31 protein-coding genes and 1 pseudogene are annotated in these 24,771 nt (G+C 52.2%); 5 read left to right on the top strand and 27 right to left on the bottom strand.

What is annotated here, in order from left to right:
* Positions 1-61: 61 nt before the first annotated feature.
* Entirely contained in the window at positions 62-355 is a 294-nt protein-coding gene (locus MJ257_RS17205; RefSeq protein ID WP_155606193.1) for a YuiB family protein, read from the bottom strand.
* A gap of 433 nt (positions 356-788) precedes the next feature.
* Between MJ257_RS17205 and hemQ the strand changes: the two genes are divergently transcribed.
* Complete coding sequence (hemQ, locus tag MJ257_RS17200) at positions 789-1,535, top strand: hydrogen peroxide-dependent heme synthase (RefSeq protein ID WP_155606192.1); 747 nt, start codon at positions 789-791, stop codon at positions 1,533-1,535.
* 52 nt (positions 1,536-1,587) lie between these two features.
* Here hemQ and MJ257_RS17195 read toward each other — a convergent pair whose 3' ends face one another.
* Together MJ257_RS17195 and MJ257_RS17190 are read right to left on the bottom strand one after the other, a co-directional pair.
* Complete coding sequence (locus tag MJ257_RS17195) at positions 1,588-1,839, bottom strand: hypothetical protein (protein WP_155606191.1); 252 nt, start codon at positions 1,837-1,839, stop codon at positions 1,588-1,590.
* 1 nt (position 1,840) lies between these two features.
* Entirely contained in the window at positions 1,841-3,034 is a 1,194-nt protein-coding gene (locus MJ257_RS17190; RefSeq protein WP_155606190.1) for an NAD(P)/FAD-dependent oxidoreductase, read from the bottom strand.
* Between the two features lie 420 nt (positions 3,035-3,454).
* Here MJ257_RS17190 and MJ257_RS17185 point away from each other — a divergent pair, with 420 nt between their 5' ends.
* A complete protein-coding gene (locus tag MJ257_RS17185) occupies positions 3,455-4,453 on the top strand; it encodes an NAD(P)/FAD-dependent oxidoreductase (RefSeq protein ID WP_308193213.1) in 999 nt (332 codons plus the stop codon).
* A gap of 393 nt (positions 4,454-4,846) precedes the next feature.
* Here MJ257_RS17185 and sda read toward each other — a convergent pair whose 3' ends face one another.
* Both sda and MJ257_RS17175 read right to left on the bottom strand, forming a co-directional pair.
* Positions 4,847-4,990, bottom strand: coding sequence for a sporulation histidine kinase inhibitor Sda (gene sda, locus MJ257_RS17180; protein WP_155606188.1), 144 nt, complete (start codon positions 4,988-4,990; stop codon positions 4,847-4,849).
* A 224-nt stretch (positions 4,991-5,214) separates the two neighbouring features.
* Positions 5,215-5,877, bottom strand: a complete 663-nt coding sequence (locus tag MJ257_RS17175) for a YheC/YheD family protein (protein WP_240270388.1) — start codon at positions 5,875-5,877, stop codon at positions 5,215-5,217.
* Positions 5,878-6,072: 195 nt separating this feature from the next.
* On the opposite strand from MJ257_RS17175, the gene MJ257_RS17170 reads away from it, so the two are divergent.
* Both MJ257_RS17170 and MJ257_RS17165 read left to right on the top strand, forming a co-directional pair.
* Positions 6,073-6,297 carry a hypothetical protein gene (locus MJ257_RS17170; RefSeq protein WP_240270387.1) on the top strand — a complete coding sequence of 75 codons (225 nt, stop codon included), beginning with the start codon at positions 6,073-6,075 and terminating at the stop codon, positions 6,295-6,297.
* 172 nt (positions 6,298-6,469) lie between these two features.
* On the top strand, positions 6,470-7,660 hold the full coding sequence (locus tag MJ257_RS17165) for an AI-2E family transporter (RefSeq protein WP_240270386.1): 1,191 nt from the start codon (positions 6,470-6,472) through the stop codon (positions 7,658-7,660).
* Between the two features lie 53 nt (positions 7,661-7,713).
* On the opposite strand, the pseudogene MJ257_RS17160 reads toward MJ257_RS17165, so the two are convergent.
* The 20 genes and pseudogenes from MJ257_RS17160 to MJ257_RS17065 all read right to left on the bottom strand — a co-directional run.
* A pseudogene (locus MJ257_RS17160) lies at positions 7,714-7,809 on the bottom strand (iron-sulfur cluster assembly accessory protein); the annotation flags it as partial.
* Positions 7,810-8,601: 792 nt separating this feature from the next.
* Positions 8,602-8,904 carry a phBC6A51 family helix-turn-helix protein gene (locus tag MJ257_RS17155; RefSeq protein ID WP_240270385.1) on the bottom strand — a complete coding sequence of 101 codons (303 nt, stop codon included), beginning with the start codon at positions 8,902-8,904 and terminating at the stop codon, positions 8,602-8,604.
* Positions 8,905-8,959: 55 nt separating this feature from the next.
* A complete protein-coding gene (locus MJ257_RS17150) occupies positions 8,960-9,526 on the bottom strand; it encodes a stalk domain-containing protein (protein WP_240270384.1) in 567 nt (188 codons plus the stop codon).
* Between the two features lie 57 nt (positions 9,527-9,583).
* Positions 9,584-10,786: a hypothetical protein gene (locus MJ257_RS17145; RefSeq protein WP_240270383.1), complete on the bottom strand. Its 1,203-nt coding sequence runs from the start codon at positions 10,784-10,786 to the stop codon at positions 9,584-9,586.
* Positions 10,787-10,842: 56 nt separating this feature from the next.
* Entirely contained in the window at positions 10,843-14,892 is a 4,050-nt protein-coding gene (locus MJ257_RS17140) for a phage tail tape measure protein (RefSeq protein ID WP_240270382.1), read from the bottom strand.
* Positions 14,889-15,143: a hypothetical protein gene (locus MJ257_RS17135; RefSeq protein ID WP_240270381.1), complete on the bottom strand. Its 255-nt coding sequence runs from the start codon at positions 15,141-15,143 to the stop codon at positions 14,889-14,891. The genes MJ257_RS17140 and MJ257_RS17135 overlap by 4 nt, the downstream gene beginning before the upstream one ends.
* Before the next feature lie 40 nt (positions 15,144-15,183).
* Positions 15,184-15,570 (bottom strand): hypothetical protein, encoded by a 387-nt coding sequence (locus tag MJ257_RS17130; protein WP_240270380.1) that lies wholly within the window; start codon positions 15,568-15,570, stop codon positions 15,184-15,186.
* 2 nt (positions 15,571-15,572) lie between these two features.
* Positions 15,573-16,187, bottom strand: coding sequence for a hypothetical protein (locus MJ257_RS17125; protein ID WP_240270379.1), 615 nt, complete (start codon positions 16,185-16,187; stop codon positions 15,573-15,575).
* Positions 16,174-16,632, bottom strand: coding sequence for a hypothetical protein (locus MJ257_RS17120; RefSeq protein ID WP_240270378.1), 459 nt, complete (start codon positions 16,630-16,632; stop codon positions 16,174-16,176). The genes MJ257_RS17125 and MJ257_RS17120 overlap by 14 nt, the downstream gene beginning before the upstream one ends.
* Positions 16,629-16,919, bottom strand: coding sequence for a hypothetical protein (locus MJ257_RS17115; protein WP_240270377.1), 291 nt, complete (start codon positions 16,917-16,919; stop codon positions 16,629-16,631). Before MJ257_RS17115 ends, MJ257_RS17120 begins: the two co-directional genes overlap by 4 nt.
* Entirely contained in the window at positions 16,916-17,239 is a 324-nt protein-coding gene (locus MJ257_RS17110; protein ID WP_240270376.1) for a cold-shock protein, read from the bottom strand. The genes MJ257_RS17115 and MJ257_RS17110 overlap by 4 nt, the downstream gene beginning before the upstream one ends.
* Before the next feature lie 3 nt (positions 17,240-17,242).
* The gene (locus tag MJ257_RS17105) at positions 17,243-17,614 is read right to left on the bottom strand and encodes a hypothetical protein (RefSeq protein ID WP_240270375.1); all 372 of its coding nucleotides are present in this window, start codon (positions 17,612-17,614) and stop codon (positions 17,243-17,245) included.
* Between the two features lie 6 nt (positions 17,615-17,620).
* Complete coding sequence (locus tag MJ257_RS17100; protein WP_240270374.1) at positions 17,621-17,788, bottom strand: hypothetical protein; 168 nt, start codon at positions 17,786-17,788, stop codon at positions 17,621-17,623.
* 136 nt (positions 17,789-17,924) lie between these two features.
* On the bottom strand, positions 17,925-18,137 hold the full coding sequence (locus MJ257_RS17095) for a hypothetical protein (protein WP_240270373.1): 213 nt from the start codon (positions 18,135-18,137) through the stop codon (positions 17,925-17,927).
* Positions 18,130-18,519, bottom strand: a complete 390-nt coding sequence (locus tag MJ257_RS17090; protein WP_240270372.1) for a hypothetical protein — start codon at positions 18,517-18,519, stop codon at positions 18,130-18,132. The genes MJ257_RS17095 and MJ257_RS17090 overlap by 8 nt, the downstream gene beginning before the upstream one ends.
* Before the next feature lie 91 nt (positions 18,520-18,610).
* Positions 18,611-18,832 (bottom strand): helix-turn-helix domain-containing protein, encoded by a 222-nt coding sequence (locus tag MJ257_RS17085; RefSeq protein ID WP_240270371.1) that lies wholly within the window; start codon positions 18,830-18,832, stop codon positions 18,611-18,613.
* Between the two features lie 105 nt (positions 18,833-18,937).
* Positions 18,938-19,711, bottom strand: coding sequence for a hypothetical protein (locus MJ257_RS17080; protein ID WP_240270370.1), 774 nt, complete (start codon positions 19,709-19,711; stop codon positions 18,938-18,940).
* Positions 19,712-19,979: 268 nt separating this feature from the next.
* Positions 19,980-20,399, bottom strand: a complete 420-nt coding sequence (locus tag MJ257_RS17075) for a hypothetical protein (RefSeq protein ID WP_240270369.1) — start codon at positions 20,397-20,399, stop codon at positions 19,980-19,982.
* Positions 20,400-20,419: 20 nt separating this feature from the next.
* Positions 20,420-20,872 carry a helix-turn-helix domain-containing protein gene (locus MJ257_RS17070; protein WP_240270368.1) on the bottom strand — a complete coding sequence of 151 codons (453 nt, stop codon included), beginning with the start codon at positions 20,870-20,872 and terminating at the stop codon, positions 20,420-20,422.
* Between the two features lie 560 nt (positions 20,873-21,432).
* Complete coding sequence (locus MJ257_RS17065; protein ID WP_240270367.1) at positions 21,433-22,002, bottom strand: hypothetical protein; 570 nt, start codon at positions 22,000-22,002, stop codon at positions 21,433-21,435.
* Positions 22,003-22,271: 269 nt separating this feature from the next.
* Between MJ257_RS17065 and MJ257_RS17060 the strand changes: the two genes are divergently transcribed.
* The gene (locus tag MJ257_RS17060; RefSeq protein ID WP_240270366.1) at positions 22,272-22,490 is read left to right on the top strand and encodes a helix-turn-helix domain-containing protein; all 219 of its coding nucleotides are present in this window, start codon (positions 22,272-22,274) and stop codon (positions 22,488-22,490) included.
* Between the two features lie 511 nt (positions 22,491-23,001).
* Here MJ257_RS17060 and MJ257_RS17055 read toward each other — a convergent pair.
* On the bottom strand, positions 23,002-24,036 hold the full coding sequence (locus MJ257_RS17055; RefSeq protein ID WP_240270365.1) for a tyrosine-type recombinase/integrase: 1,035 nt from the start codon (positions 24,034-24,036) through the stop codon (positions 23,002-23,004).
* A 235-nt stretch (positions 24,037-24,271) separates the two neighbouring features.
* The gene (locus MJ257_RS17050) at positions 24,272-24,628 is read right to left on the bottom strand and encodes a HesB/IscA family protein (RefSeq protein WP_240270364.1); all 357 of its coding nucleotides are present in this window, start codon (positions 24,626-24,628) and stop codon (positions 24,272-24,274) included.
* Positions 24,629-24,771 lie beyond the last annotated feature (143 nt).

The raw sequence follows: 24,771 nt of genomic DNA, 5'->3' as shown, positions 1-24,771 counted from the left end.
GGGTGATCCCTCGACGAGGCTCGCGCTTTTCAACATTTTCCTACAAGTGCATGTTCAACTTCTAGAACATTTTGTAACCGCCTAACCGCAGTTTGCGGATGGTCCACCCACTCAGAATCGCCCCGCACAGTCCGGCGAACGCCGTCAAATAATCAACCAGCCGGAACGACGCTAGGTAAGCGCCAAAGCTCCGATCATGATCCCATAGGGTGTACACCACAATCGGTAAAATCACGATAATGAAAACGTATGCCGGAAACCAGGTTGTTTTCATCAGCATATTCAGAATAAAGCCGATGCCGAACATCATCACGAAGAATAAAACCATCAGCACCAGTACGATGAGCCAACCCATCGCTCCCCCACCCTTCTAAAGGTCATTCAAAAAGGCATCTTTGGATCACGAAGCATTTAAGATCGCATATTCGACATCGAATCTTGAATTCAGCCGGGCCTTCCGTTGCTCACGTAGTCACTACTACGCTCCGCTACTCAGTCCCTAGCTTCATCCAACCTTCTCGGTGCTCCTAACCTGCCTTTTTGAATCTTCATTGTAACGGTCATTCCAAAAGACATCTTTGGACGAGCACGAGGCTCGCTCGAACTATAACATAAATCACACGAAATCAAGCTAGTAGTTAGTTTACTAGATATTATGTAACGAAGCAATGAACTTTGCATGAAAATTAGATGAATCGATTTGCCCCGTTTAGGCACCTTGCGCTACAATAAGAAGCGTAATGTACGATTCGTGAATGAGGATCAGAATCTATCTAGGAGTGATATACATGAATGAAGCTACCCTAACCTTGGAAGGTTGGTATGCGCTTCACGATTTCCGCACCATCGATTGGACCGCCTGGAAAGCGGCGGATGACGAGGAGCGCGCTGGAGCTCTGGAGGAGCTGCACACGTTTCTGAAAGATTGGAACCAGATGGAAGAATCCAAGACGGGCAGCACCGCCGTGTATTCGATCGTCGGCCAGAAAGCCGATATCGTGTTCATGCACCTGCGCGAAAGCTTGGAAGAGCTGAACGCATTGGAAACGGCCTTCAACAAAACGACCTTTGCTGAGTATACGAGCAGAGCATACTCTTACGTCAGCGTTGTTGAGTTAAGTAATTATCTTGCTTCCGGCGGCGGTGACCCGAAGGCGAACCCCGAGGTGATGGCGCGGTTGCAGCCGATCCTTCCGAAATCCAACCATATTTGCTTCTACCCGATGAACAAGAAGCGGGAGCTGAACGATAACTGGTACATGCTGTCGATGGACGAGCGTCGCGAGATGATGCGTAGCCACGGCCTGATCGGCCGCAGCTATGCCGGCAAAGTGAAGCAAATCATTACCGGCTCCGTCGGCCTCGACGACTGGGAATGGGGCGTGACTTTGTTCTCCGATGACGCGCTGCAGTTCAAGAAGCTGGTCTATGAAATGCGATTTGACGAAGTCAGCGCGCGTTATGGCGAATTTGGTGCCTTTTATGTTGGCAACCTGTTAAATGCCGAACGGTTAGACGATATGCTAAAGCTGTAACTCACACAACTAAAGAAGGGTGTGCCTGCTCCAATGAGCGGCACACCCTTTTCTATTCTTTTCCTTCTTGTTCGGCCTCTAGCGATTTCAAGAACTCCGCCGTTGCCCGATCGCGATCACGGCTCTTCTCCTTCAAACGTTCGATGGCCGGCAGAATGAGAAGGTCAACTTCCTTCTGGACCGTATAAGCGAAATCGTATTGCTGCTGCGATTCCAGATAAGAGCCCACTTCCATCAAGGCGTTATAGCGATCCAGTTCCTCCCGTGTTAGCAGTCCCCGAACCTGTACGCTGCAATGACGCATCTCAGAAGAATCTTCCTTTTTTCAGTACGAGCGGAATCCCGCCGATAATGAAGAGATAACGCATATCGACCAACTTCTTCAATTGAGCTGCAACCCAGCCTTTGTACTTCTTGCCAAATGCGCTGGCAACAGCTTCCCCTTTGCCAAGCGAAGCCACCGTTCCTTTGTTGCTGAACACAAATTTCTTGAGGTCCTTGCCGCGGATCGACGCCACCACGTTTTGTGCGCAAGTTACTCCTTGCTGCATCGCGATTTGCGCTGTTGGTGGGTACGGACGACCCTCCGGATTGAACATCAGCGAGTTATCTCCAATGATAAACACGTTGTCATGGCCGGGTGCGCGCAAATAATCGTCGATTTTCACCCGTCCGCGCGCGGTCTCGAAGCCTGCCGCCTCGATCAGACGGTTGCCCCGGATTCCTCCGGTCCAAACGACCGTTTGCGACTTAATTTCTTCACCGGTGGCCAAAATAACACCATCCGGCGTGCATTCCTTGATCGCTACGCCGATTTTGAACTGAACGCCCTTCTTCTTCAGCACGTCCATCGCGTACTCCACCAGCTCAGGATCAAAGCCCGGCAAAGCCGTTGGCGCAGCTTCAACATTGTACACATTCACGAAGTTCGGATCCACGTCGTATTCCTTGCACAGCTGCGGGATCCGGTCGGCCAACTCGGCCACGAACTCGATGCCGCTGAAGCCTGCGCCGCCGACCACAAAGTTCAGGCGGTCGGTCCGGCTTTCGTCCATTTTGTACATTGCAAATTGATATTCGATATGCTGACGGATCAGGCGAACGGAATTGATGCTGCGGATCGTCATCGCATATTCCGTTAACCCTGGAATGCCAAAAGATTCCGGCTCGCCGCCCAGCGCGATTATCAGATAATCGTAAGAAAGCGTTCCGTCCTGCAGCACGACCTTCTTGTCGGCCAGACGAATTTCCTGTACGTTCGATTTCACAAGGTCGATTTTGAATTCGTCAATTAATTTGGAAATCGCCACTCGGGTATGTTCGATGGAGTCTGTCCCGGCAGCCGGCATATGCAGATGTGTCGTAAAATAATGATAGTCGTGCCGATTCACCAGGGTGACGTCCGCTTCATTGTAATTCAACTCTTTCTGCAGCCGCTGCGCGGTAAGAATGCCGCCATAACCCGCACCAAGAATTACAATTTTGGGTATGGTACTCATGTATTTGTTCTCCTTCCAATTTTGCACACTCTATATTTGAATTAAACCAAAAAACGCAATGTGAAAATTAACACATAAAAAACCATTCTTTCGTACCATATTCCACCGTTTCATGTAATCAGAGACATTTGTCACAACTTAGTTTAACCCTTATTTGTAGGATGATCAAAAGCCTTCTGTCGTATAATCATAAATGTACTTTTTTCGTCACAAATATGAGTGCATACATTTGAATGATATCGACTTTTGCCTAAAAGATCAAGTCTTATTTTACCTGTAACTATAGGACTTTCAACGGATTATTTTCCATATTTTCGACAGTTTTGATCTTACCTTTGCAAGTAGGGGTGTGACGATTATAATAAAGTAGAATTGACATTATAGCTAAAGAAAAAGAAACCATCTGGAGGTGTTTGGCCCGTGTCATCCCAAAACAACGCCGAATTCACTGATCTCCTGATTATCGGGGGCGGACCGGCGGGCATGTTTGCCGCATTTTACGGCGGAATGAGAAAAGCTTCCGTCAAACTGATCGAAAGTATGCCTCAGCTTGGGGGTCAAGTTGCTGCCCTCTACCCTGAGAAATATATTTATGACGTGGCCGGCTTTCCTAAAGTGACGGGCCAGGAGCTGATCAACAACTTGAATGAGCAGTTAAAGCTGTTTGAGCCGGACATTCGTCTGGAGGAACGGGTGCTGCAGATCGAGAAGAAAGAGGATCGCCATTTTGTGGTGACGACCGACAAGGACGTGCACTATGCGCGTGCTTTGATCATTACCGCGGGAGTTGGCGCCTTCGAACCGCGCCGTCTTGAACAGGAGAACGCCTCCCGTTTTGAGAAAACCAATCTGCACTATTTCGTCAGTGACATGAACCGGTTCAGCGGGAAGAAAGTTTTGATCAGCGGCGGCGGTGATTCCGCTGTCGACTGGGCGCTGATGCTGGAGCCGATTGCCGAGCAGGTCACGTTGATCCATCGCCGCGACAAATTCCGGGCGCATGAGCATAGCGTTGAGAGACTGATGGCTTCCCGGGTGCAGGTCATTACGCCTACGGAAATCGCGGAGCTGCATGGCGACGAGCGAATCGAGCGCGTCACACTGGCAGACGTAAAGACGAAAGAAACCCAAGAGATCGCCGTGGACGACGTTATCGTCAATTTTGGGTTCGTCTCCTCCCTGGGACCCATCGCTGAATGGGGTCTCGACATCGAAGGCAACGCCATTGTCGTCGATTCTCGGATGGAAAGCTCGATTCCCGGCATCTTTGCCGCGGGTGACATTACGACATATCCCGGCAAATTGGACCTCATTGCGGTAGGATTTGGCGAAGCGCCGACAGCGGTCAACAATGCCAAGGTCTACATCGATCCGGAAGCGAAGCTGTCTCCGGGACACAGCAGCAACATGAAGCTGTAGTTATATAGAGGCGCTTCGCGTTTTACATGTTCTGACAAAGAAAAGGGTATCTTAACTTTACGGAAGATTATGCCGTAAAGGAGAGATACCCTTTGCCATTTATATGCCCGTTATGCAACGGCTTGGCTGCTATGACCGCCACCTGCCCCGATTGCGGATACGTTCTGGAGAATGCGGGAAAAAAAGAAGACTACGCCGGGCCTTACAGCCCTTACGGCTCCGCTGACCAATATACTTCAGCTATCTCCGTGCGTATTCCTTCCGGCTGCGAACATGTCGTGCAATGTCCGCATTGTCATGAAGCTTATATATATCATGTCAACGCCTGGCAGGCGCCTTGATGTTTGGGGATAACTTCATAATTAAACTGGGGGATAGCCAGGTTGTCCACAATCAGTGCAGAACGGACGGCGCGGCAAGCTCTAATTCGCGTTTGCGGATTTCTGCTAACAGCAGTGCGATAAACTCCCGATCCAATTGCAGTTCGGTCGCCTTCTGATAGGATTCCAGGAGCAACTCATTCGTTAACAGCGCCATTGATAACACATCCTTTCTAGTATTTTCCTTATCATAACAGGAAAAGTTTAGTAGAACAAGTGCTCCGGTTATCCACAAACGCTTGTGGAAATCCTGTGAATAACGTGTTAGTAATTATCGAAAAGCGTTGAAAAAACTAATGGGATAATGTGGACAAAAGTTATTCACAGGACATTTGTTCCCATATTTCTCCAAAAATTTTTTTATTGTTCGACTTTCCGAGCTTATTGCGGCCGCGTATTGACTTCAAAAATCCAGATCTTGCCGCCCCGGTCTACGCCATAATCAAAACCCAGCTGTCCAATGCCCGGAAACCGGGTCTCCAGGATTTGCACGCACGTATTGGTCAATGAGCGCATTTCCCTCCGTTTACGTCCGGCGGCTCTGCGGCTTAATGATCGGCTGAGCCCCTCGCGTGCGCTGAGCATCGTGCCGCCCTTGCACAAATTGGTCACGAACAGCCCGGGACGGGCTAACCGGCCAACCATCGAGCGGTATACCCAAGCTCCGTTCTCCTTCACGACCTTCACCCGGTAGTCAATCGGCCGACCGGCGATCCGGGCCAAGTGAATCCCTTGCTGAATCATGTACTTGCGTCCAACCTTCACGCGATTTAATGCCCGGAACATCGACTCAAAGCTTCCGAATCCATGTCTCCGCGACATATAGGTATAAGCATAAACGCCTCCGGCATAGGTCACCTTGATCACGCCGTAGCCCCCGCCGCCGCGGAGCGGCTTAATCACGACCATGCCGAACTGATGCAGCATGCTTCTTAACGAATCGGCACCGTACAATCGGGTTTGCGGTATGTGGGCGGCCACGTCCGCGTTGCTTAGAAGCGCCTCGGTCTTGAGCCATTTGTTGGCCAATTGTCTTCCCGCCATGACACCATCCCCTTTCTCGCACTATACGATATCCTACTCATTTGTAGATTAATATTCTTGGATGATTGTCCAAGGCTTAAGCCCTTTCTCCCGCGCGCTCGGCCACAGGCTCTTTCTATGCAAAAAGAGGGATTTCGCGTATATTAAGGGGGGACGTTGGTCTATACCTAGCAGAGGAAGGAGAAATCAAAAGCTTTGAATACGGGGAATTCTTCATTTGAGGCAAATCTGTTCGAAGTGCTTTATTGGTTTGCCATGATCGCCATGTCGCTGGTGCTGGCAGGCATCACCGTCGCCTTGTTCCTCACCGGCTTGAAAATGGCCAAGACGACGCGCAAAGGTCTCGGAATCGGCTGTATCGTCTTCTCTCTGGCAGCGGCTTCCCTGGTCGTCATGATGGTGAATCGCCAATTTTTCTAAACCGGGTCGGGTACAGGCGCCCGACTGCTGATGAAAAGCTCGGGTCATCGCCTGCGGGTGGACCCCGGGCTTTTTTCCTTAAAAATGTGAAACCAAATCACTTTTATGCGTATTACTACATAGAAATTATCGATGCTTGAGATAGAAGGAAGATACAGGAGGGTCTAGTGGCATGGGAAGCACGCAACCTTGGGGAGACCGATTCAAAAGATTTTTTCTAAACAACCGTTTCGTAGTATTTCTGCTCGTCTTATTGCTGATTGGCCTGAATATTCTCGTGTTCGCCAAAATCCCGTTCGTGTTCAAACCGCTTACGGTGTTGCTAAAAACGGTGCTGCTGCCGATTCTGCTGACCGGAGCGATTTATTATCTGCTGAACCCGCTGGTGGATTGGCTGGAAAGCAAGCGAATCCGCCGGGTATACACGATTACCGGATTATACCTGTTCATCGCGGGGATCCTGACGGTGCTGATTATGACCGTTATCCCGTTGGTTCAGGAGCAGATTACGAGTTTGATCGATAATCTCCCGAGATATACCGCGGAGGTGCAGCGGCAGTTCGAAAGCATGATCGGCAGCAACTTTTTCCATCAAGTCCAGGAGTCGACCGGCTTTAATCTCGACGATGTGTCGAATTCGTTGTCCGAGCAGGGAACGGCTCTGCTGAATAACGCCTGGTCAGGCCTTGGCGGATTCTTGGGCGCGATCAAGAACGTCGTGCTGGCGATCGTCACCGTGCCGTTCATCTTATTTTATCTGCTGAAGGACGGCAAGAAGCTGCCGAAGTTCATCCTGCGTTACGTACCGGTCCGTTTCCGCGAACAGACGCACCATGTCATGACCGAGATGAATGGCCAAATCAGCTCCTATATTCGCGGGCAAATCATCGTCAGCTTCTGCATCGGGGCGTTGATGTATGTCGGGTTCCTGATCATCGGCCTGGATTATTCCCTGACGCTCGCGATCATCGCTTCGTTCACGAGCATCGTACCGTACCTCGGTCCGGCCATCGCGATCACGCCGGCGATCATCGTCGCCATCGTCACGTCGCCGATCATGCTGCTGAAGCTGATCGTCGTCTGGACGGTCGTCCAGCTGATCGAAGGCAAGTTCATCTCTCCGCAAATCATGGGCAAGACGCTGCGGGTCCATCCGATTACGATCATCTTCGTCATCCTGACCGCCGGCAATCTGTTTGGCGTACTGGGCGTTATTTTGGCCGTGCCGGGTTACGCCGTACTCAAGGTGATCTTCACCCATCTGTTCCAATGGTTCGAACGGCGTTCGCATTTGTACGAGGAGACCGGCGGGCCTTCCCCTGGCCACGATGCTCCTGAACCCGGGGATGCATCGCAGCAATAAACAAGAGGGACTCTTCCAATTGGAAGAGTCCCTCTTTGCATGCGTTATTGTTATCAATCGCAAGGCTGCGGTTGGCCTTCTTCGTCCTTAAAGCGGAACGATTGGCCGCAGCCGCAGGTGGCAATGGCGTTCGGGTTGTGGATGGTGAATTTGGCGTTAGGCTTGCGTTCGGCTAAAACCGCGTCAGATCAACGTTTTCACCGCGCAGAGCCGGATTGTTAATCACCGAATAGACTCGTTAATCACGCGCCTCTATGGCGCATAATCTCGTTAACCGTATTGTACCCTAACGCGGGCAAATTCCGCAATAGTGGGCGCGTTTCTTCTATAATATTAATGCGGATCGACGCGTATTATAATTACCAACTATTACCACCCGAGTTAATTTTGCTATGTCGATTGTGCGGGGGCCTGATGAGCCGCCGGCGAGGGGGTGGCCTGGGGGTCAGCGGCCGGCTTTATTCGTACGCGTTACGATATACATGCGTATGCAATCGCGCGGGGTTGATAATGTGTAATCCGCAATCCATTCCGGACGCCGAGAACCCGCACCACTACGCCAATTACGCCGATCCTGCATAAATCAGCGTTATGCACCGCATATACATTTCCAGCACATTTCGCATAATGGCGCGGTTTGTCGCAATTTCCGCTGGTAAATTATTCACTGCGGATCGAGACGTTTATGCACCGTTTATGCAGCGTGAACAGGCGAAATCTACCGCCAACCCCCCGAGTTTTGCGCGGCCGTCCGGTGTGCGCCGCCAGCGCTTGAAAAGTTTCCGGAGGGGCACGCGTCTCACCCCGCTTGCAGGAAAATCGCTCGAAACGTCAAATTTTGGGACGTTAATTGTCCCGGTATAAAACGCACATAATCCGCGTCACATCAACAGTTTAAGCGCACGCGCACGAACACATCCGCACTTTCGACTCGCTTTACATTACGCAATCAGTCCGAGGATTCTAAGCCTATCCTCGATGTCCCGCGCGGTCAGTACGTACTTAACATTCGCGTTAAGCCAACGCTGATGTACCTCCCTCTTATGGCGCATCACCTTATCGAGTTCACGCGTAAAGTCCCGGCGCAGTCGCCAACGGTACAACGTTCGTCTATCCACCGTACATGCCCGCGCAATCTCTTCGAGGTTTGGCGTCGGCACCGTCGTCAATAGTTCGATCGCGAGGTAATGGCGTTCATCGAGCGGAGTCACCGGCCGGCCCCGCTTCGGTTTCTTCCGCGGCATATTCGTCCACCTCCGTATACAAAAATAAAGCCGCCCCGGAGGACGGCCCGCTATGTTACTTGTTCAACTGTTTTTGCAGCTCCGCAATCTCCGCCTCGGCTGCGTCTATCTTCGCTTGAAGTTCGGCAATCTCCGCCTGTGCCTTTTTTAACTTCTCCTCCGCGCTGGATGTACTCATTTTGATAAGGTCGTCATCTACGGCTGCGTTCCAGGAGTTCGCTTCCTCGATTGATTTTCGCGCTTGAGCAGCAGTTTCTTCGGGTCCAACCAGTGACGCTTTCCAAAATGAAACATTATTTTGTAAAATATTTAACTGGTTTTTGATTTTTATTTCTGCTACTACCTCTTCTTCTGTACGAGTAACAGTTTCTGTTCCTGTCATGTTCACCTTTCCTCCCTCGATAGCGATAGAGTATCCGGCAGCTTCCGAAAAACTGCGGGCCGGGACATACGTTGTTCCGTCGATGACAACCGCGTCCTTAACGGGCTTTCCGTTTACCGTAAACTCTATCACATTTTGAACCTTCTTACCGATTAGCGAGTTTGTGGCCGCTGATGCAACTGCGGTTAAAGTTCCGAGGAGTAAAATACTGGCAGCAACCGATAATAGAATCTTTTTCATAATTTTACCTCCACCTCATTTTAACCACAGTATACATCGTCAGCTTAACCTTGTCATTTAAGGTATGTTCACTGTAGCTAGAGTTGTTCCAGACGCGCTGTATAGCTTCAAATTGCGCGTATTCGGATCGAAATTCATGTTTGTTGCAATTTCTGAATTATCTGGCACCCTACTAATTTGTGAACTAAGCGAGTTTAGTTGAGACTGCAGGCCGCTGACACTTGAAATGGAGATGCCGCTTACGCCGCCGTCAAACTCTACGCCGTCGTTAAATCGCGTATATCCCTGCATGGTTATTGTCCGACCAGGGGCCGCTATCATAATGTCCGAGAGTGACGTGATCTGAAACAGCGAATCACCGCCGTTAATATACCCGAGCGCTGAACCGTCCGACCGCGCAAACGAAATCGCACTCATCCCGTATTGATTGTTAATGTCGATGCTGATCCGCTGACGATTCGATGAGTCATACGTACGCCACCCGGTCGAACTCGCTTCAAACCGCGCCCCGCTCGCCGCCGTACGAATTAGCGCACCGGTAATGGTCCCGGAGATAATATCCGAGTTCTCGACGGTCCCGGTCAGCGTAATTTTCCGCGCGACAACGTTCCCCTGCATATCCGCATGTAATGACGCGCCTCTAACCGACCACATCCGCAGCGGCTTCGTGTCGCGAATCGGACGAACAAGACGCTCAACCGCGCTAGGTGATACCGTATAGCGCACGAGCTTTCCGCCTATAAACTCGTTAGCAAGGTGCTCATACGTCCGCATAATTGCGTCATCGATCGGCACCCCTTTCCCGGCGAGCTTTGCGATATAGGCGAGTGCCTCCTCCGATCTTCCGGCCACCGCGAATAACTCCTGATTGTTCGGGACCCGGCGCTCTACTTTAAAATCGTCGATATAGCGGAGTTGATAGTAAACGGGCACGCCGTCCTCGATCGCGTGGACGTACGCGCCGAACTCGATGCCGTATTTGCCGCCGTCATAGTCCGGATTCGCGCGTTTGAAATCGTTATAGGCTTTGCGGGCGGCCTCCGCAATATCTTCGACCGTACTCCGCTCATTGATGACCGCGAATAGGTTTTCGCATATTTCAAGCTCGCCGGACGTGAATACTACTTTGTCGCCTACTTCGCGCAGTTTATTGTAATTGTCGTGGACATAATAACTCCGACCGTTTTTGTACGCCGAAACGCGTGTATCCGCGAAAACGTAGATATTACCGTTAAGATAAAACGAAACGCATAAACTCAAATGAATCCCTCCGTTATTTAAGAGCCAGCGCACGACGTACGCCGGCCCCCGTTATATTATCGCGTCTTAACACCTTCCGTTTGCAACCGCTGAACAACGCGCGCACGTTCGTCGAAGAATTGGCGAGCCGTCGCCGAGTCCTCTATTACGATTTCTTCCGCACCCATATCGATGTTGTACGTGTTTTGCGTAACGGCTCCGGCCGGTTGCGTAACTGGCCGCGCAGACACGCCGGACAACGCCTCGAAAAGTACCGCCTGCTGCTGCGCATTGAGTACCATCTCGCCCGCGTGCGCCTGTACCATAACCGGATCACCGTTTTGTCCACGCACAATACCGCCGGTCGCGAACGACTGTAACCGCCCCGTATCCTGCGTAATCCCGTACTGGTCGCGGATCGCCTGATTACGCGCACGTAACCGCTCCATCTCCGCCCGGTCTCCCCGCGCTGCCGCTGCGTCATATGCGTCCTTATTGGCGTTGTATTCCGCAAGGTCGGCCGCTTGGTTCGCCGCCGTCACGGTCGCCATTTTAGCGGAATATTGCGCGATGAAGGCGTCCAGGTCCGTAAGGATTTGCGTATTAGCTTTCGCAGCTTCGGATACGCGGAACTCACTGATCGCGGCCTCAATCGTCTTAATGTCGCCGCCGTATGCGTTGAACGCTTCGAGCAACGCATCATACTGCGCCTCGGTCCGGCTGATCTCCGCGTCGAAGGCAACCTCCTGCGCGTCGCGCTCCTTTTCGAGTCCGGACTTCTGCTCCTCAAGACTGCGCTTTTGCAGGTCGCGGTCATGTTCGAGCTTCATCCGTTCGATTTCCTTGAGCAAATCCTCGCGCTCTTGGATACCTTCGGGGCCTACCGCTGATGTTAGAAGGTCGGCGCGCGCCTGTTTCTCGCGGAGTTCCGTCTCGTAATCGATATCCGCGTTAAGCTGGTCCTGTTTCGCCATGAGCTCGTCAATGGCGTCGATTTCCGATTTATACTTGTCCAGCGCGGCCTGCTTGCTCTTTTTGAGTGCGTCGAGCTCGCGCTTTTTCGCGTCGTCGATTCGCGTTTTCTCCGTTTTAACCAGGTCGTTACTTAACTCGATCGTTTTCGCGGTCAAGTCCTTGCGGGCCCGATACAGTTCTTCATCCGCGCGTTTGTACATTTCGGTATCCTTGGCGTAACGATCTCGGACGCGAGTCCAGGCGTCAAGTCTCATACGGGCGATTTCCTGCTCCGTTTTACCGGACTCCTCCATGCGGCGTTCTTCGCGGTCGATCCATTCCGACGAGAAGTCGAATTGCGATTGCGCGCTGTCCTCTTGGAGACGTTTTAGCTGCAGGTTAAGTGTCCGGCGGTCATCGGTCGACTCTTTCAAATACTTCGAGTGCGTTTTTTGCAGCTTCTCGTATGCTTGAATCTGACGGTCGGCAGACCAGTCGAACATTTCCGTTTGATACTGAATCGTCGCGAGGTCAGTTTCGAACGCTTTGCGCCGGGCTTCCGCCGCAAGTTCTTCGGGGGTCTTCCCGGCTTTCTCCTTTTTCTCGCTGCCCGGCTTCGTCAGATTTATTCCCGTTCCGCTGCTTCCCTTGAAGTAGTCAAGGTTACCGCCTTGTAACGATGCCCGCGCACGTTGAGCCTCTAAGAGCGTAGCGTCCAGGACGCCCGCCTGCTGATTCGCCGCGGATATCCGTTTCTTAGCCTGGATGTAAATTTTCTCGTCTTCGAGCCCGTCCGGCGACGTCAGAACCGAACCGGCCTGCGCCTTATTTACCGCGACAATCGATTCGATCAGCGAAATGTTGTTGTCGATCTGCGCTTGTACCGCTTTGCGTTGCGCCTCCGTCGTTCTCTCCAACGTGGATATCCGCTCCAACTCGGCTGATAACGACGTACTCAGCAGCGCCTTCTCCGCGCTAATCTGACCGTCAACGATTTCGATATTATCGATCCGGAGCCGGCCCTCTTTGTCTATTTGCGCGTGTAGTTCCGGATACTGCTTTTGAAGCGTATTTGCAATACCAACGAGTTCCTGCTTCTGCGCGGCGTCAAGCGTTTGGAGTCCGTTCAGTTCCTTGTAACGCGCAGAAAGCTTTTCCATGCTCGTGACTTGATCGTTCTTGGTCGCGAGGTCCGCAATTTCCGCCTTGTTCATTTGGAGAAGTGCCGGCGTGGATTTGTTAATTTCCTCCGTATATCGCGCCATGATCCGGCTGGCTTCGTCTACCCCGTCAACTCCAAACGCTTTAAGCGCATCCTGCGCCTCTGCCAACGCATCCCGCAAATCCTTTCGCCGCCCCCGCGCTTTTGCGTCTTGGATATCGTACGGCTTCGCATACTCTTCCGCGAGTTCCCGCTCGGCTTCCCGGACGTTATTGACGAGCTGCTCCAACGATTTCATATCCGTTTTCATTTGCTCGACGTCGGACGTTGTTCGGGACAGTGGGGAAGCACTCAACGTGTCATTTAGCTTTTTCTGCGCGTCCTCAAACTGTTTCGCAGCTTCCGCAGCTTCCCGGTTACGTGCGGCCAGTCCGGCAACACCCGCGGAGAGAACGCCGACAGCAACTGCAACCGCGCCGATAATCGGAATGCTAGCGCTGAATGCCGTCATCTGCACGCCGGCGGCCGCTGCAGCTACACGCATCGTATCGAACGCCGTTTTGAGCGCAATTACCGCAACAGCCCCGCCCGCCACAAGCGGTGTTACCGTCGCGAACACGGTAATCATCGTCCGGAGCTCCGGGTTCATGCTGTTGAATCCGGCCAGCAGCTTCGTTACTTCTTCCGCTACGCCACGCACCGCCGGGGCGAATGTGTCGCCGACCGCAATCCCCGCGCCTTCGAGAGCGGATTGCATCTCGTTAATCGCGCCGTTGAGCGTGTCCATCTGCGTACCGGCAACTTCCTCCGCGGTCCCCCCAGCGTTCTGCAGCGAGCGGGTGTACACGTCGAACGCGCCCTGGCCCTCGTTAATGAGCGTGATAAATCCGGAAGCAGCCTCGCGGCCGGCCAATGTTGCGGCGACGTCCGCCTGTTGCGCCTGTGTGAGCCGGGTAAACGCGGACTGTAACTGACCGATGATTTCGGATAACGGGCGGATGTTCCCGGCCGAATCGCTGATGCTGACGCCAAGCTGCTGCATATAATACGCGGCCTCTTTCGTAGGAGAGGACAGCGCAAGGAGGATCGCGCGGAGCTGCGTCCCCGCCATTTCGCCTTTGATGCCGGCATTAGATAGTTCGCCAATCGCGGCCACCGCTTGTTCTACGGATATTCCCATATTCGCGGCAACCGGGGCGACATATTTGAGCGACATACCCAAATCCGTCACGTTCGCGTTGGTATCGATCGCAGATTTCGCGAGAACGTCCGCGACTCTAGCCGCTTGGTCCGCTTCCAATCCGAAGCCCCGCAGCGCGCTCGACGTAATATCCGCCGTCGTTGCGAGATCCGTTTGTGATGCGGCCGCGAGCGATAACATACCGGGCATCGCGGCGACAATCTCGTTCGTTTTGAAGCCGGCTTGTCCGAGTTCCGCCATTGCGTCCGCGGATTGCGATGCGCTGAATACCGTAGACACGCCGAGTTTGATCGCGTTCTCCCGGAGCATTTCGAAGTCATGTCCGGTGGCCTCCGTAATGGCTTTTACGTTAGCCATCGATTGTTCGAACGTTTTCGACGTTTCGATCGCTTTCGTAATAACGATCCCCATCGCCACGGCAAGCGCACTATAGGCGGCCCCGAGCGCCTTCGTCTCACGGGTTAGAGCGCCGGCACCTTTGGCTGACCGTTCAAGTTCCTGCGTGATCTTCTCTATGTCCTCATCGCTTGCGCCAAGTTTTTTGAGTTCCTTCGTAACCTCCGCAATCTGCTTTCGCAATAATTCCGGATTCGCCTTGCGCAGCGCTTCGTTGATTTTTTGTACTTGTGCGGACGACGCGCCAACATCCATCAGCGCCATATTTAGTTTCATAAACGAGGCGCTTGCATCGTGTCCTGCGTGTCCGAGCTCCTTTGCCTTGGCTTTCGCTTTATCGATGTTTGTGGTGTATCCGGAAATATCTGCAATTACGCGGGCCCTAACAGCCCCGACGTCTACCGCTTCACTCATTTAACCACCGTCCCGACGGCATCAAGAACCTGCTCGCAAATCAGCGAAATAAACGCCTCTCGCATTTCTTCCGGGATATTAACGTCGCCCAGCAATCCGGACAGTTCAATCTTTTCTAGGATAGCCGACGCCCCTTCACGTATACCTTGAGCCTTTTCCGTTGCATCCCCATCGATTGCCATGATTTCAAACATATGCAGAATGTCGCGGATGACGTACGTAACCAGTAACCCCATCACTTCATTATTCAAATGTTTCTCCCCCTCCGAAATTAAAAAGAAGCCAGCGCAGTTACTCGCCAGCTTCCTCGACTGCCTGGTATTGTCTTTTTAGGACCGCGTAATCAGCGATATCCCGCGTTGAGCTCGTCCGTTGCGCCTTAACCCGCGCCGCTTCCACGTCCTCGGCCGTCACTTTCGGCGGCTCCGTCGGCGTGGTCGGTACATATGTGCCGTCCTCCTGCGCCTGTTTAACGGATTTTAGACGCGCATAGAGTACGAGATTGTCTAACCCAGAGTTCTCCCAGGCGACTCGTTCCGCCTCGTCTACGTCTGTTTGCGTAATCGTTGCACCGGTGTCGAGAAGGCCGCGCAAGCGATCACGGGAAACGTGATACGGAAGCCCGCCGACCTCTAACTTCAATTCTTCATGTTGCGATAGCGTCGTATCAAGTTTCATTATTATTTACCTCCGGTTTTCGGTAATTTTGCCGGACGGTTGCCGCGGGCGAGTTGCGCCAGGTCATCCGGAGTCAATGCCGCTTTAGTTACCGGATTATCAACGTGCCGAACCTCTTCTTTTAAATTTCGCAGCTTGTACTCGTAACCGTGTCCCAGCGTGGATTTCGCGTCGTAATATAACGCGTCTACTTCATCGATAATTGATAAGACGCGCTGAAACTCGTCCGCATACGCACAGGCCGCGGCGTTCAGCTTTGCCAATGCGGGCTCTAGCGTATCCTTCATTACAGTGTTCGGATAATAATCGGTATTCCACGCGGTAACAACGCTATCTTGACCGCCTACCGCCCCGGACAGGTTTAGCCCGGCAGTAACTTCCGCGTCTACACGCCTAAATGTGCGCTCTGCTTGCTCAATCTTTTTATCAATTTCTTCGATTTCTGCAGCATTATTCGCGCCTTCAAGTACCGACTTTTTCACCGCAGCCGCATACTCCGCCTTCAATGCCCGGACTTCTTCAAGCGCTGATCCGCGGCGGTGCTCCAAGTCCGCCCGACGTTGTCCGATTTCAGAACTCATTTTTTTATAGGTTTCGAGCGCTTCAAATTTCTTCATTCTTGCATTCCCCCGTATTATCTAATTTTGAAATTAAGTATTGTAAAAACCTAACAACTTTCGCGCGCCAACCGGTCAACTCCGCCTTTTCCTCTTCCGGCGGCTTCGGCACTTCTTCCGGATAGAAGTCGCGGTAAGCGTCGATACCGTCTGCAACAATCCGACGGAGATGCGCCGTGTCTGACGGGTGCAGAATCGTCGTATTCAGGTCCGGCTCCGCCATTGCAACCGCGAATAATCCGCGATCCGACGTTTGAAAGTCGATGATTCCGTAATATCCTGCGAACTCCGCCATTTCGAGTGCAATCTGCACCGCCAGGACCGGGTCATCACACGGACAGACGACGGAGGTTTGGTAGTCTCCGCGCTTGTCGTATAACTGCGCGGCAAGCAGCGGCTTCACACCTTCGATGCGGACAAAATCCGCGAGAATGATCGGCCTCATACCTTCACCGCGTACCCTTCCGCAGCCAGCCCGTCGATAAAGTCCTGCTGTCGCGGAATAATCGCGCTGATCATGACCGGCTGCCGGGCCCGTAGTGACTCCGCGCGAACAACGGCCCCCGCTTGGTCGACCGCCTCAAACGTAACCGTCGCGTACATATCGCCTGGGCTCGTCTTAATCCGGCGGCGCACCGTTAACGTCTGCTGCGGTTGTTTCGCTGGTTCCGGCGTGATCCGACGCGTCGTAATACCGGTGTCCTCGCCGATTAATCCCCGCGCGGTAATCATACGAGCCTCACGTTCTTGGCCGTTGGCTTGCCGCGCTTATCTGTCCCAATTTCGAAGGTTACGCGGTCGCCGATCTGCGGTTTGCCAGCGCTTTGGACTGCGCTAATATGAAAATGAACGTCCTTCGCCCCTTCGCGCCCGATAAATCCATACTTCTGATCATCGTAATAACGGCGGATATAACCATTCAGGCGCTTATCTTTCGACTTATTAGGTAATTCACTCCTCAGTGAATAACCCAAACTCGGGCCGATCCGCGAATATACTTCCGTCATATCCTCGCCCTTTAATCCGTCCCATACCTCTCCCGCAATAAACATCCGTTATTCCTCCGATTCTTCTTCGTCGTCTTCCGGTTCATCCGGTGCCGGGTCCGCCCATTGTAGCCGCACCTTTTTCTCCGCTTTGCCGAATCGCGGATGCCAGACCAGTTCGCCTTTGAATCCGCCTTCCGTCGCTGAATATTCAAACCGGCCGCGAATATTGCAGTCGTAAATGACGCAATCCGGCGATAGACTGCGCTTGAGTACCCGAAGCATATACTGCGAATGCTCCACCGCAATTTGCTTAACTGGGTACGCCTCATAGTTCGCCATATTCCGGCTAAGCACCGCGCCGGCTTCGTTTACGATCGTCGTGTGTACGCGAGTCCGCGTTCCGTCCGCGAATACGTATTGATATACGGTTATGGTCATTCCGCGTCACCTCCGGCAAATTTGCGTATCCAAGTAGCGGCACCGGATCGAATCGGCACCGCGCCATACTTTACAGCGGATATCGTCTTTGCTCATCCCCGCCAACAAAGCGCACGTACAATCTCCGTGAAAATAAGGACAGTAACGCTTCGCGTCGTCTTGCTTCTCATTCACTTGTTGCCCTCCCTTCCGTTAAATCAGCGCATATTCGGTACCCTTTTCTGCGATTTCCCGCGGATTTAAGCACACCAAAAAGCCCGGCAGGGTATTCCATCCTCCGAGCTCTAAACACGCTAAAACCGCGCAATATTTACGATAAAGGTACACCGAATAAGTGACGCGCCGACCGCTTACGATCGGAAGGAATCCGGTATTGCCGCGCATAGATAACGCCGGCTTTTTGATACGTGGCCATCTCCGCGAAATCCGGGTATGAACGCTTTATCTTCCGCATGACATCCGCGTCCTCCGTGTAGCCGGCCAGAAACGCCGGGTTGAGCCGCCAGATTGCGTTGTTATTCATCGTGAGCGCCTCCGTTTATAACGAAAGTCGTGTCCGTAAGCTTGTACGATTCCGGCCACTCTCCGGCGGCAATGGCGGCCTGCAGCGCGAATAATACGATACCGCGAATCTCCTGCTTACTTACGCCCCAATTCGCGGCCGGCGAGAAGCGGCGGCAGGCCATGACGGCCAAGCGCTCGACCAGCGCCCACAATTTCGGTTCCTCCATCTTAGCGATGTGATGCGGGGCGTTCGATTCGCACTCAACGAAGCCGATTACCTCCGCGACAATTTCGCGATCTTGCGCGGAGTGAATGACGAACGGCTCGATCTTGAGCGGGCGCTTGTCCTCCGCGTATTTGACGAGTATTACGTGCTCATCCTGGCTTATTGTAACAGCCATCTTACTCCCATCCATTCAGCGGCCTAGCAGTTTTGCCGTGGATTTTCCCTGCGTGTTGCCCGAGGGTATGCCGCCTCGTTCGGCGTTCAACTTAAACCGTAAGCTGTTCGGACATTTTTGCGCGACGGATCATCTCAACCGCGTCATCGTCGCCGTATAACTGACTGACACGAATGCGCACTCTGTCGGATACGGGACGTCTTTCTTTTTCGATTTCGCATAACCACGTCGGACTGATACCCAACGTCTTTGCAAATTCAGGCTGTGTCATCCCCTTACTAATCCGAATTGCTCGAATCGCAAACCCGTTCATTCTGCTTCACTCTCCTTTTTTCCGTATTCTTCGCTTTGACCCCAAATAAAAAATTGATGTTTAGACGGTATTAACCCGTCTATATAGTATTGGAAAACGGTTCGATTACGCGGCAACCTTCTTATGCTTCCGGAGGACCGCCAGCGCCCGATCCCGTTCTTTTTGGCAGAAGAACTTCGTTTTGTCTAACGGATGAACCATAATCTCGCAAAGCTTGACGCGGCCCGGCTGCTTACTGTGCGAATAGAAGGCGTTGCCGCAAAACACGCAAGTACGAACGCGGCGAAAATTCAACGTATCAATCGCCGCCCGCACGTTTTCCGGCGTCCGCCGCTTCACGGTGTTATCCCGGTTCCATGCGCCGCCGTCCGCATACTTCTGAATAAACGCCTCCGGATTTCGTTGGATACGCGTCAGACGTCCGATAAGTTCGTCGCCGGTCATCGTAACTGGCTCGTCAAATAACGCGGCTTCAACGGGCCTGTTTGTGATAAACGTATCTTCGTATATGCCGATTTCAATCGGATCGCCTTCGCCCGGCCGCTCCGTTAATAACTGCGATTCGAGTGCGCCACGCTTTAATGCTTCGCGTCGATTACGTTCGGGACCACTAACCGGATGCTCCGCCTTACGTTCGGGGATCTCGCGTACGTTCATTATGTAATCCGCGAGAATATCGCCGATTGTTTGGTGGGGCGCGCCTTTCCGGATTAGCGCCGGATGCGTCATTTTCCACGTCCAGAACGCCAGCCGCGGGCAACCTTTTTCGAATAGCTCGTCCGTAAATTGGCGGACAAGTTCAGCGCGCCAGGCCGTCGGCGTTTCGCTGTTCTTAACGAGGAACTCCCATACTGCTTTTCGTGCTTCCTTTCGTGTCATAGACGGCACCTCCATATAATGTGAGTGATTCCCGCAAACGGATCGCGGGCTCCTTTATTATTGTTTATCTCTCTTTAACGCGAAGAAAATCTATTATTATCCTCCACTCTTATCCGCGTCAAATATCCTCATAATCAATTGTCCCGCAAGGTTCAGTGAACGCGAGTGAACTTAACCGAAGCGGTATATTTATTCTTGTTATTCGTTGTTGTTACTTCGTTCTTATTAGTTTCCTACAAACGGATTACGACAGTTCCCGTAAACGGAGTTAGGCTGCTCCGTCCGCGGGAATCGCTCGCTCAAACGGGTAGAATAACGGTAGGTATATCTTCTTCACATTCCCGCGCCAAGGGATCGTTTTCGAAATAAGCAGTCTCTCGGTTTCGAGAATCTGGCAGAGCGGCTTAATCCGATCCCCGTGAATCCCGGTATCCTTGCGAATCTGTGCCACGGTCGGAAATGCCCACATATAGTAGTCGTTCGATTCCGTTCCGTTCGCGTAAGCATGGAGATACAAAAGCAGGAATATCGCATCCCGCGCCGTCACCTTATCGTACTTTGCGCCAAGCTCTCGCAACTGGACGCGGAATAAATCGTGGAGAGACGGAGAGTATCCGCCCCTCCCACGTTCTAATACGGTTTCCTTCTGCTGGATCGCAATTTGCGCCAGGCGTTGTAGTTCGCTCATAGTCGCGCCTCCTTTTCTTATCAATAAGTGAAGTAATATGGCTGTTTCAATCTCTCGCATAGATCAGTCGCAAGTGCGCAGTTTGTCTCAAAGTCCCCGGTATCAAATTTTGCTACTTCTGTATTGTCTAATCGATAAACAGTGACTGCTCCAGTGCCTCCGAGTTCCCAATCGATTATTAATCTCGCGCCAAGAGATTCGATTTCAGGGGAGTAAAGATGGCTATGGAAACCTAAGCTCAAAACCTTATGGAGTTGGAGAAACATTTTATAAGCCTGCTCAAGCGTCTTTGCAGCCAACACCGGCATTCCTTTCTCAAATCTTCTTAATGTACTTTCACTTACACCGACACCAATTGCCACTTTTAATGCAGAAAGCCCATACGCCTCTCTAACAGTTTTGAATGATCCTCCAATAGCCGCCCATTCCTCGCATTTTCTTTCTACGTACTTCTCACGTGTCAACATTTCCATTTTTTCATCGTCTCCCTTTGGTTAATTTATAGTGAGCGGAAATTCCGCCTTCACTTACCTTGTTGCCAACGGTCACAGTTTCGCACATATTTCGGCCAACTTTTTCGCGGCCATCACTTAAACCGATACTGCTCGACTTGCTTTCGCACGCCTCACACTTATACTGACGGAGCCCGATGTGCTTTCGCACACTTTCCGGAGATTTTTCGCCCACAATATTTTATAGAACATTCGCACACCCCCTCGCACATCTATCCCGCAACTTCGCGACAAAGAAAAATAACCCCTATTATATAAAAGGACAAAAATCGAAAGAGTTGGTACAGACCCAAGTACGAGTCGGCGTAATTTATGACTTAATAGGGACGTAAATTGATGTTCTATTAATCATACAAAAAGAGATGCCCGATCCATGACCGACACCTCTCAATATAAGGATAGCCCGAACCCCCGTTTTTGTTAACGGGAACTTTCAAAAATAACGAAAGAGACACCCGCCCGTCGTGTCCCTTTCCGCAGGCTTGTCCGCCGGTAGTAGGCGCTACCGACCGGATATTGTATCACGCGAAGTATTCCGCCAGCTCCCCATCCATCTCCGCATTATAGTACCGCCGCAGCCGCTTCAATGGCCGGAACGCCGCGTGATGGTGTACCCCGGCCCGCCCGGCGACCGCGCTGATTGACTCGTTGCCGTCGGTCTGCAGCGTCATGTTGGCGATAAGTGCCGCTGTCTTGTCGCCGCTCCGATCGAGTAAATCGCGGATAAGGCCGACTATGTTCGGTTGAATGCGGTCGACCGTCGCGCCGAACTCCTCGTATTCTTCCGGGTAATACGTATGGTCACGCCAGCGGGCGGTTTTGTGGTATAGACGGATTCGCGCGTAACGGAGATGTACGTAGAGTAGCCGCCGAATGTCCGTAATATCGTCTCTACTCGCGAGGCTGAGCAAGATGTCGTCAAACGACGAGTCTGCGTCATAGGTGTCGCCCGCTTTCGACGAAATGACCTTCGACCGGTGCCGCGACCGGACGTCGGCGAGCGCGTTGTATAAGTCCGTAAAGGTGGCGTTGTCTTGCGCCTCCCTATATCGCAAATAACATTCTTGCGCGTGTGTATCGATTACTTTCATATCGAATCCCCCTTGATTTGAGTAAGTAGTTGCAGCGCGATCCAATTTCCGCCCCGCGTCCGGACGTATAACCGCCCGTTCATCCGCCGGCCTCCGCGATACATAGCCGATACCTCCCGTCCTCTAAAAATTTGCATGACAAATAAGCAGAAAGTTCTGGCTTTTTCTGTAAACAGGTGGTATGATTGCTATTGTGATTATACGCTTGTGGTCATATTGATACTTTTAAATATACGCTTATGGTCATATTATGTCAAGGGGGAATTTTTGTGCTGAAAATTAAAGTCAAGTTAAAGGGATTGTTAAAGGAACGAGGGATAACCCAAATGGAGTTATCAGAACGCGCCGGAGTTGCTCAAGCCCGTATATCTAAGCTCTGCAGCCCCGACCGACAGGAGGTTAATCTTGAAATGTTAGCGAAAATTGCTCACGCGCTAGGAATAACGGATATTAGACAACTAATCGATTTCGAATCTGGCGAGGAGTAATTGCACATCCGACCGCCGGCCGTTGAGGTTTGCGGTCTTTTATTTACCGCGTGTTTACCGTGGAATTTACGCGGAATAAGCGGCTTTCACTGGCTCGGAGTATAAACGGAAGGGCGGCGGGATTGGAGCGGTATTTTAACGCAGAAAAAGGGCGTAAGCACAACGGATTTTACTCCGCTAGCTTACGCCCCTCTTTTCAATCGACGCGTTATTTGCGCCCCTTAATCGTTACTCTTCCGTTTTATCGCCGCTCACACCGCTCGCGTCGTCTGTTTCCCCGCCCTTACCTCCGCCGTCCGCGATTCCTTCCGCCAACATATACGCAACGCACGATCCCACCGCGCCAATAACGCCGGTCACCTGCAGCGTTACGGATTCGCCTGCGCCGGCCGCCCGTTTATTCTACGTGGAATTAGCGTTTATATGCGCCTACCCTTCCGTTTACCCTTGGACGCGATTAGAACGGCTAATTTCGCGGTGAATGGGCGGGATTGAGGGCGGTATATGACGTCTATTTTCGCTTCGTAATAAACCGATTGGTCGGCGAATACTCGTCGTGACTCTTGCGCAGATCATCCGTGTCCATTTGCACGTACCGCCGCATCGTGCGCATATCGGCCCAGCCGCCCATTTTCTGAATCGTAAACGGGTCGGCACCGTTTAGAACCATCGCGCGGGCCCAGGTATGGCGGTAGACGTGTGCGGTCATCTTCTTACCGGCCACTCCCGCCTTCTCCCCGTAATATTTCAGCCGCTTGTTGAAGTGGTTCGGTGAAATCGGCTCCCCGAAGGATGACATAAATAAACGATCCGTCGAGAAGAATTGCCGATTCTCTTCGATAAGCTGCAGGAGGAGCTTCGTGGTGTGTGCGGATATTGGGACCATGCGCGGCTTCCGGTTCTTGTTCATCTCGCCGGGCAGTACGATAAAACGCGTCTGAAAGTCGATGTCGCCGGCGCGAAGTTGCAACAACTCAGACACCCGAAGCCCGCTGTCCAAAAGCGTCACGATGCCGCAATAATCTCGAAAGCCTACGAAATCGCGGCGGTTAGGTTGCGCGAGGATTGCCTTAACCTCCTCGTCCGTTAGGCAGTTCGTAAGGTCGATGTCCTGGCGTAATAGCTTCACCTTCGCGAGCGGGTTATACTCGATCAAATCGTCCCGCTCCAACTGGTTAAATATTGCCTTGAGCGTACGCAGCCGTATGTTGACCGTCGTATCCGATAAACCGACGCGCTGCTCCTTCGTTGGTATAAACTTGTGCCCCTCGTACCGCGTCCGATCGTATTTCAGATACGAAATATGGTCGCGAATCATCTGCGTTGTGATCTCGTCAACGTATTCAACGTCAGCGTGCGCCTCCCGCAGCCAATCGACGAAATAGCCGTAATGCTTCGCGTAGTCCACGAGCGTCCTTTCGCGCAGCCCCTCCGCCTTCTTCGCGCTTATTACGAAGTCGAGCGCCTGGTCCAGTGTGATCCGCGGATATTCGCGCAGGGTCCGGGCTCCGTTAGGCACGCGCCGTTCCCGTTTCTTGAGCGACATAAAAACGACCTCCAATACGATATAATCGCGAGATTATACGTAAAAGAGGCCGTGATCCTCAACCCTGAAACGCGTATTTCGGGGTTGTTAACGTACACTATTCGGGATTGTTAACGCTCATTTTACCGCCGTTATCCGCATCCCCAAACGTTAGTTCGCGCGTAGGCTTCCGTATCGGCTTCCGTTCAGATCAACGGGAGAAGAAACCGGAGAACCCGCGTCGTTACTGCGTTGATCAATCGCAAGGCTGCGGTTGGCCTTCTTCGTCCTTAAAGCGGAACGATTGGCCGCAGCCGCAGGTGGCAATGGCGTTCGGGTTATGGATGGTGAATCCGCCGCTCATGCCGGATTCCTTGAAGTCGATCTCCAGGCCGTTCAGATAACGGATGCTTTCCTTGTCCACGACCACCTTAAGCCCCTTAATGTCCAAATATACGTCCTCTTCGCTCTCCTGGTCATCGAGGCCCATGCCGTAGGAGAAGCCGCTGCAGCCGCCGGGATTCACTCCGACCCGCAGGAACATATTCGGCGTTTCTTCTTCGGCTAACATATCTTTAATCCGCGCCATGGCGCTGTCGCTAATGGTAATCATCGTGTACTCACTCCTTTACGAAAATTATACTCCTTCTCCCCCAATCGCTCAACAATTGTGATATTTCTTGTTGCCAATTCCTTTTCTTCAACGTAGGCTTATTGCCCGCTTGGAATGTGAGGTTTATAATAGGTAGGTAATTC

This window comes from Paenibacillus timonensis (assembly GCF_022427145.1).
Classification (GTDB): Bacteria; Bacillota; Bacilli; order Paenibacillales; family Paenibacillaceae; genus Fontibacillus; species Fontibacillus timonensis.
The sequence above is the reverse complement of the archived record's forward strand: the minus strand, read 5'-3'. Positions and strand labels throughout refer to the sequence as shown.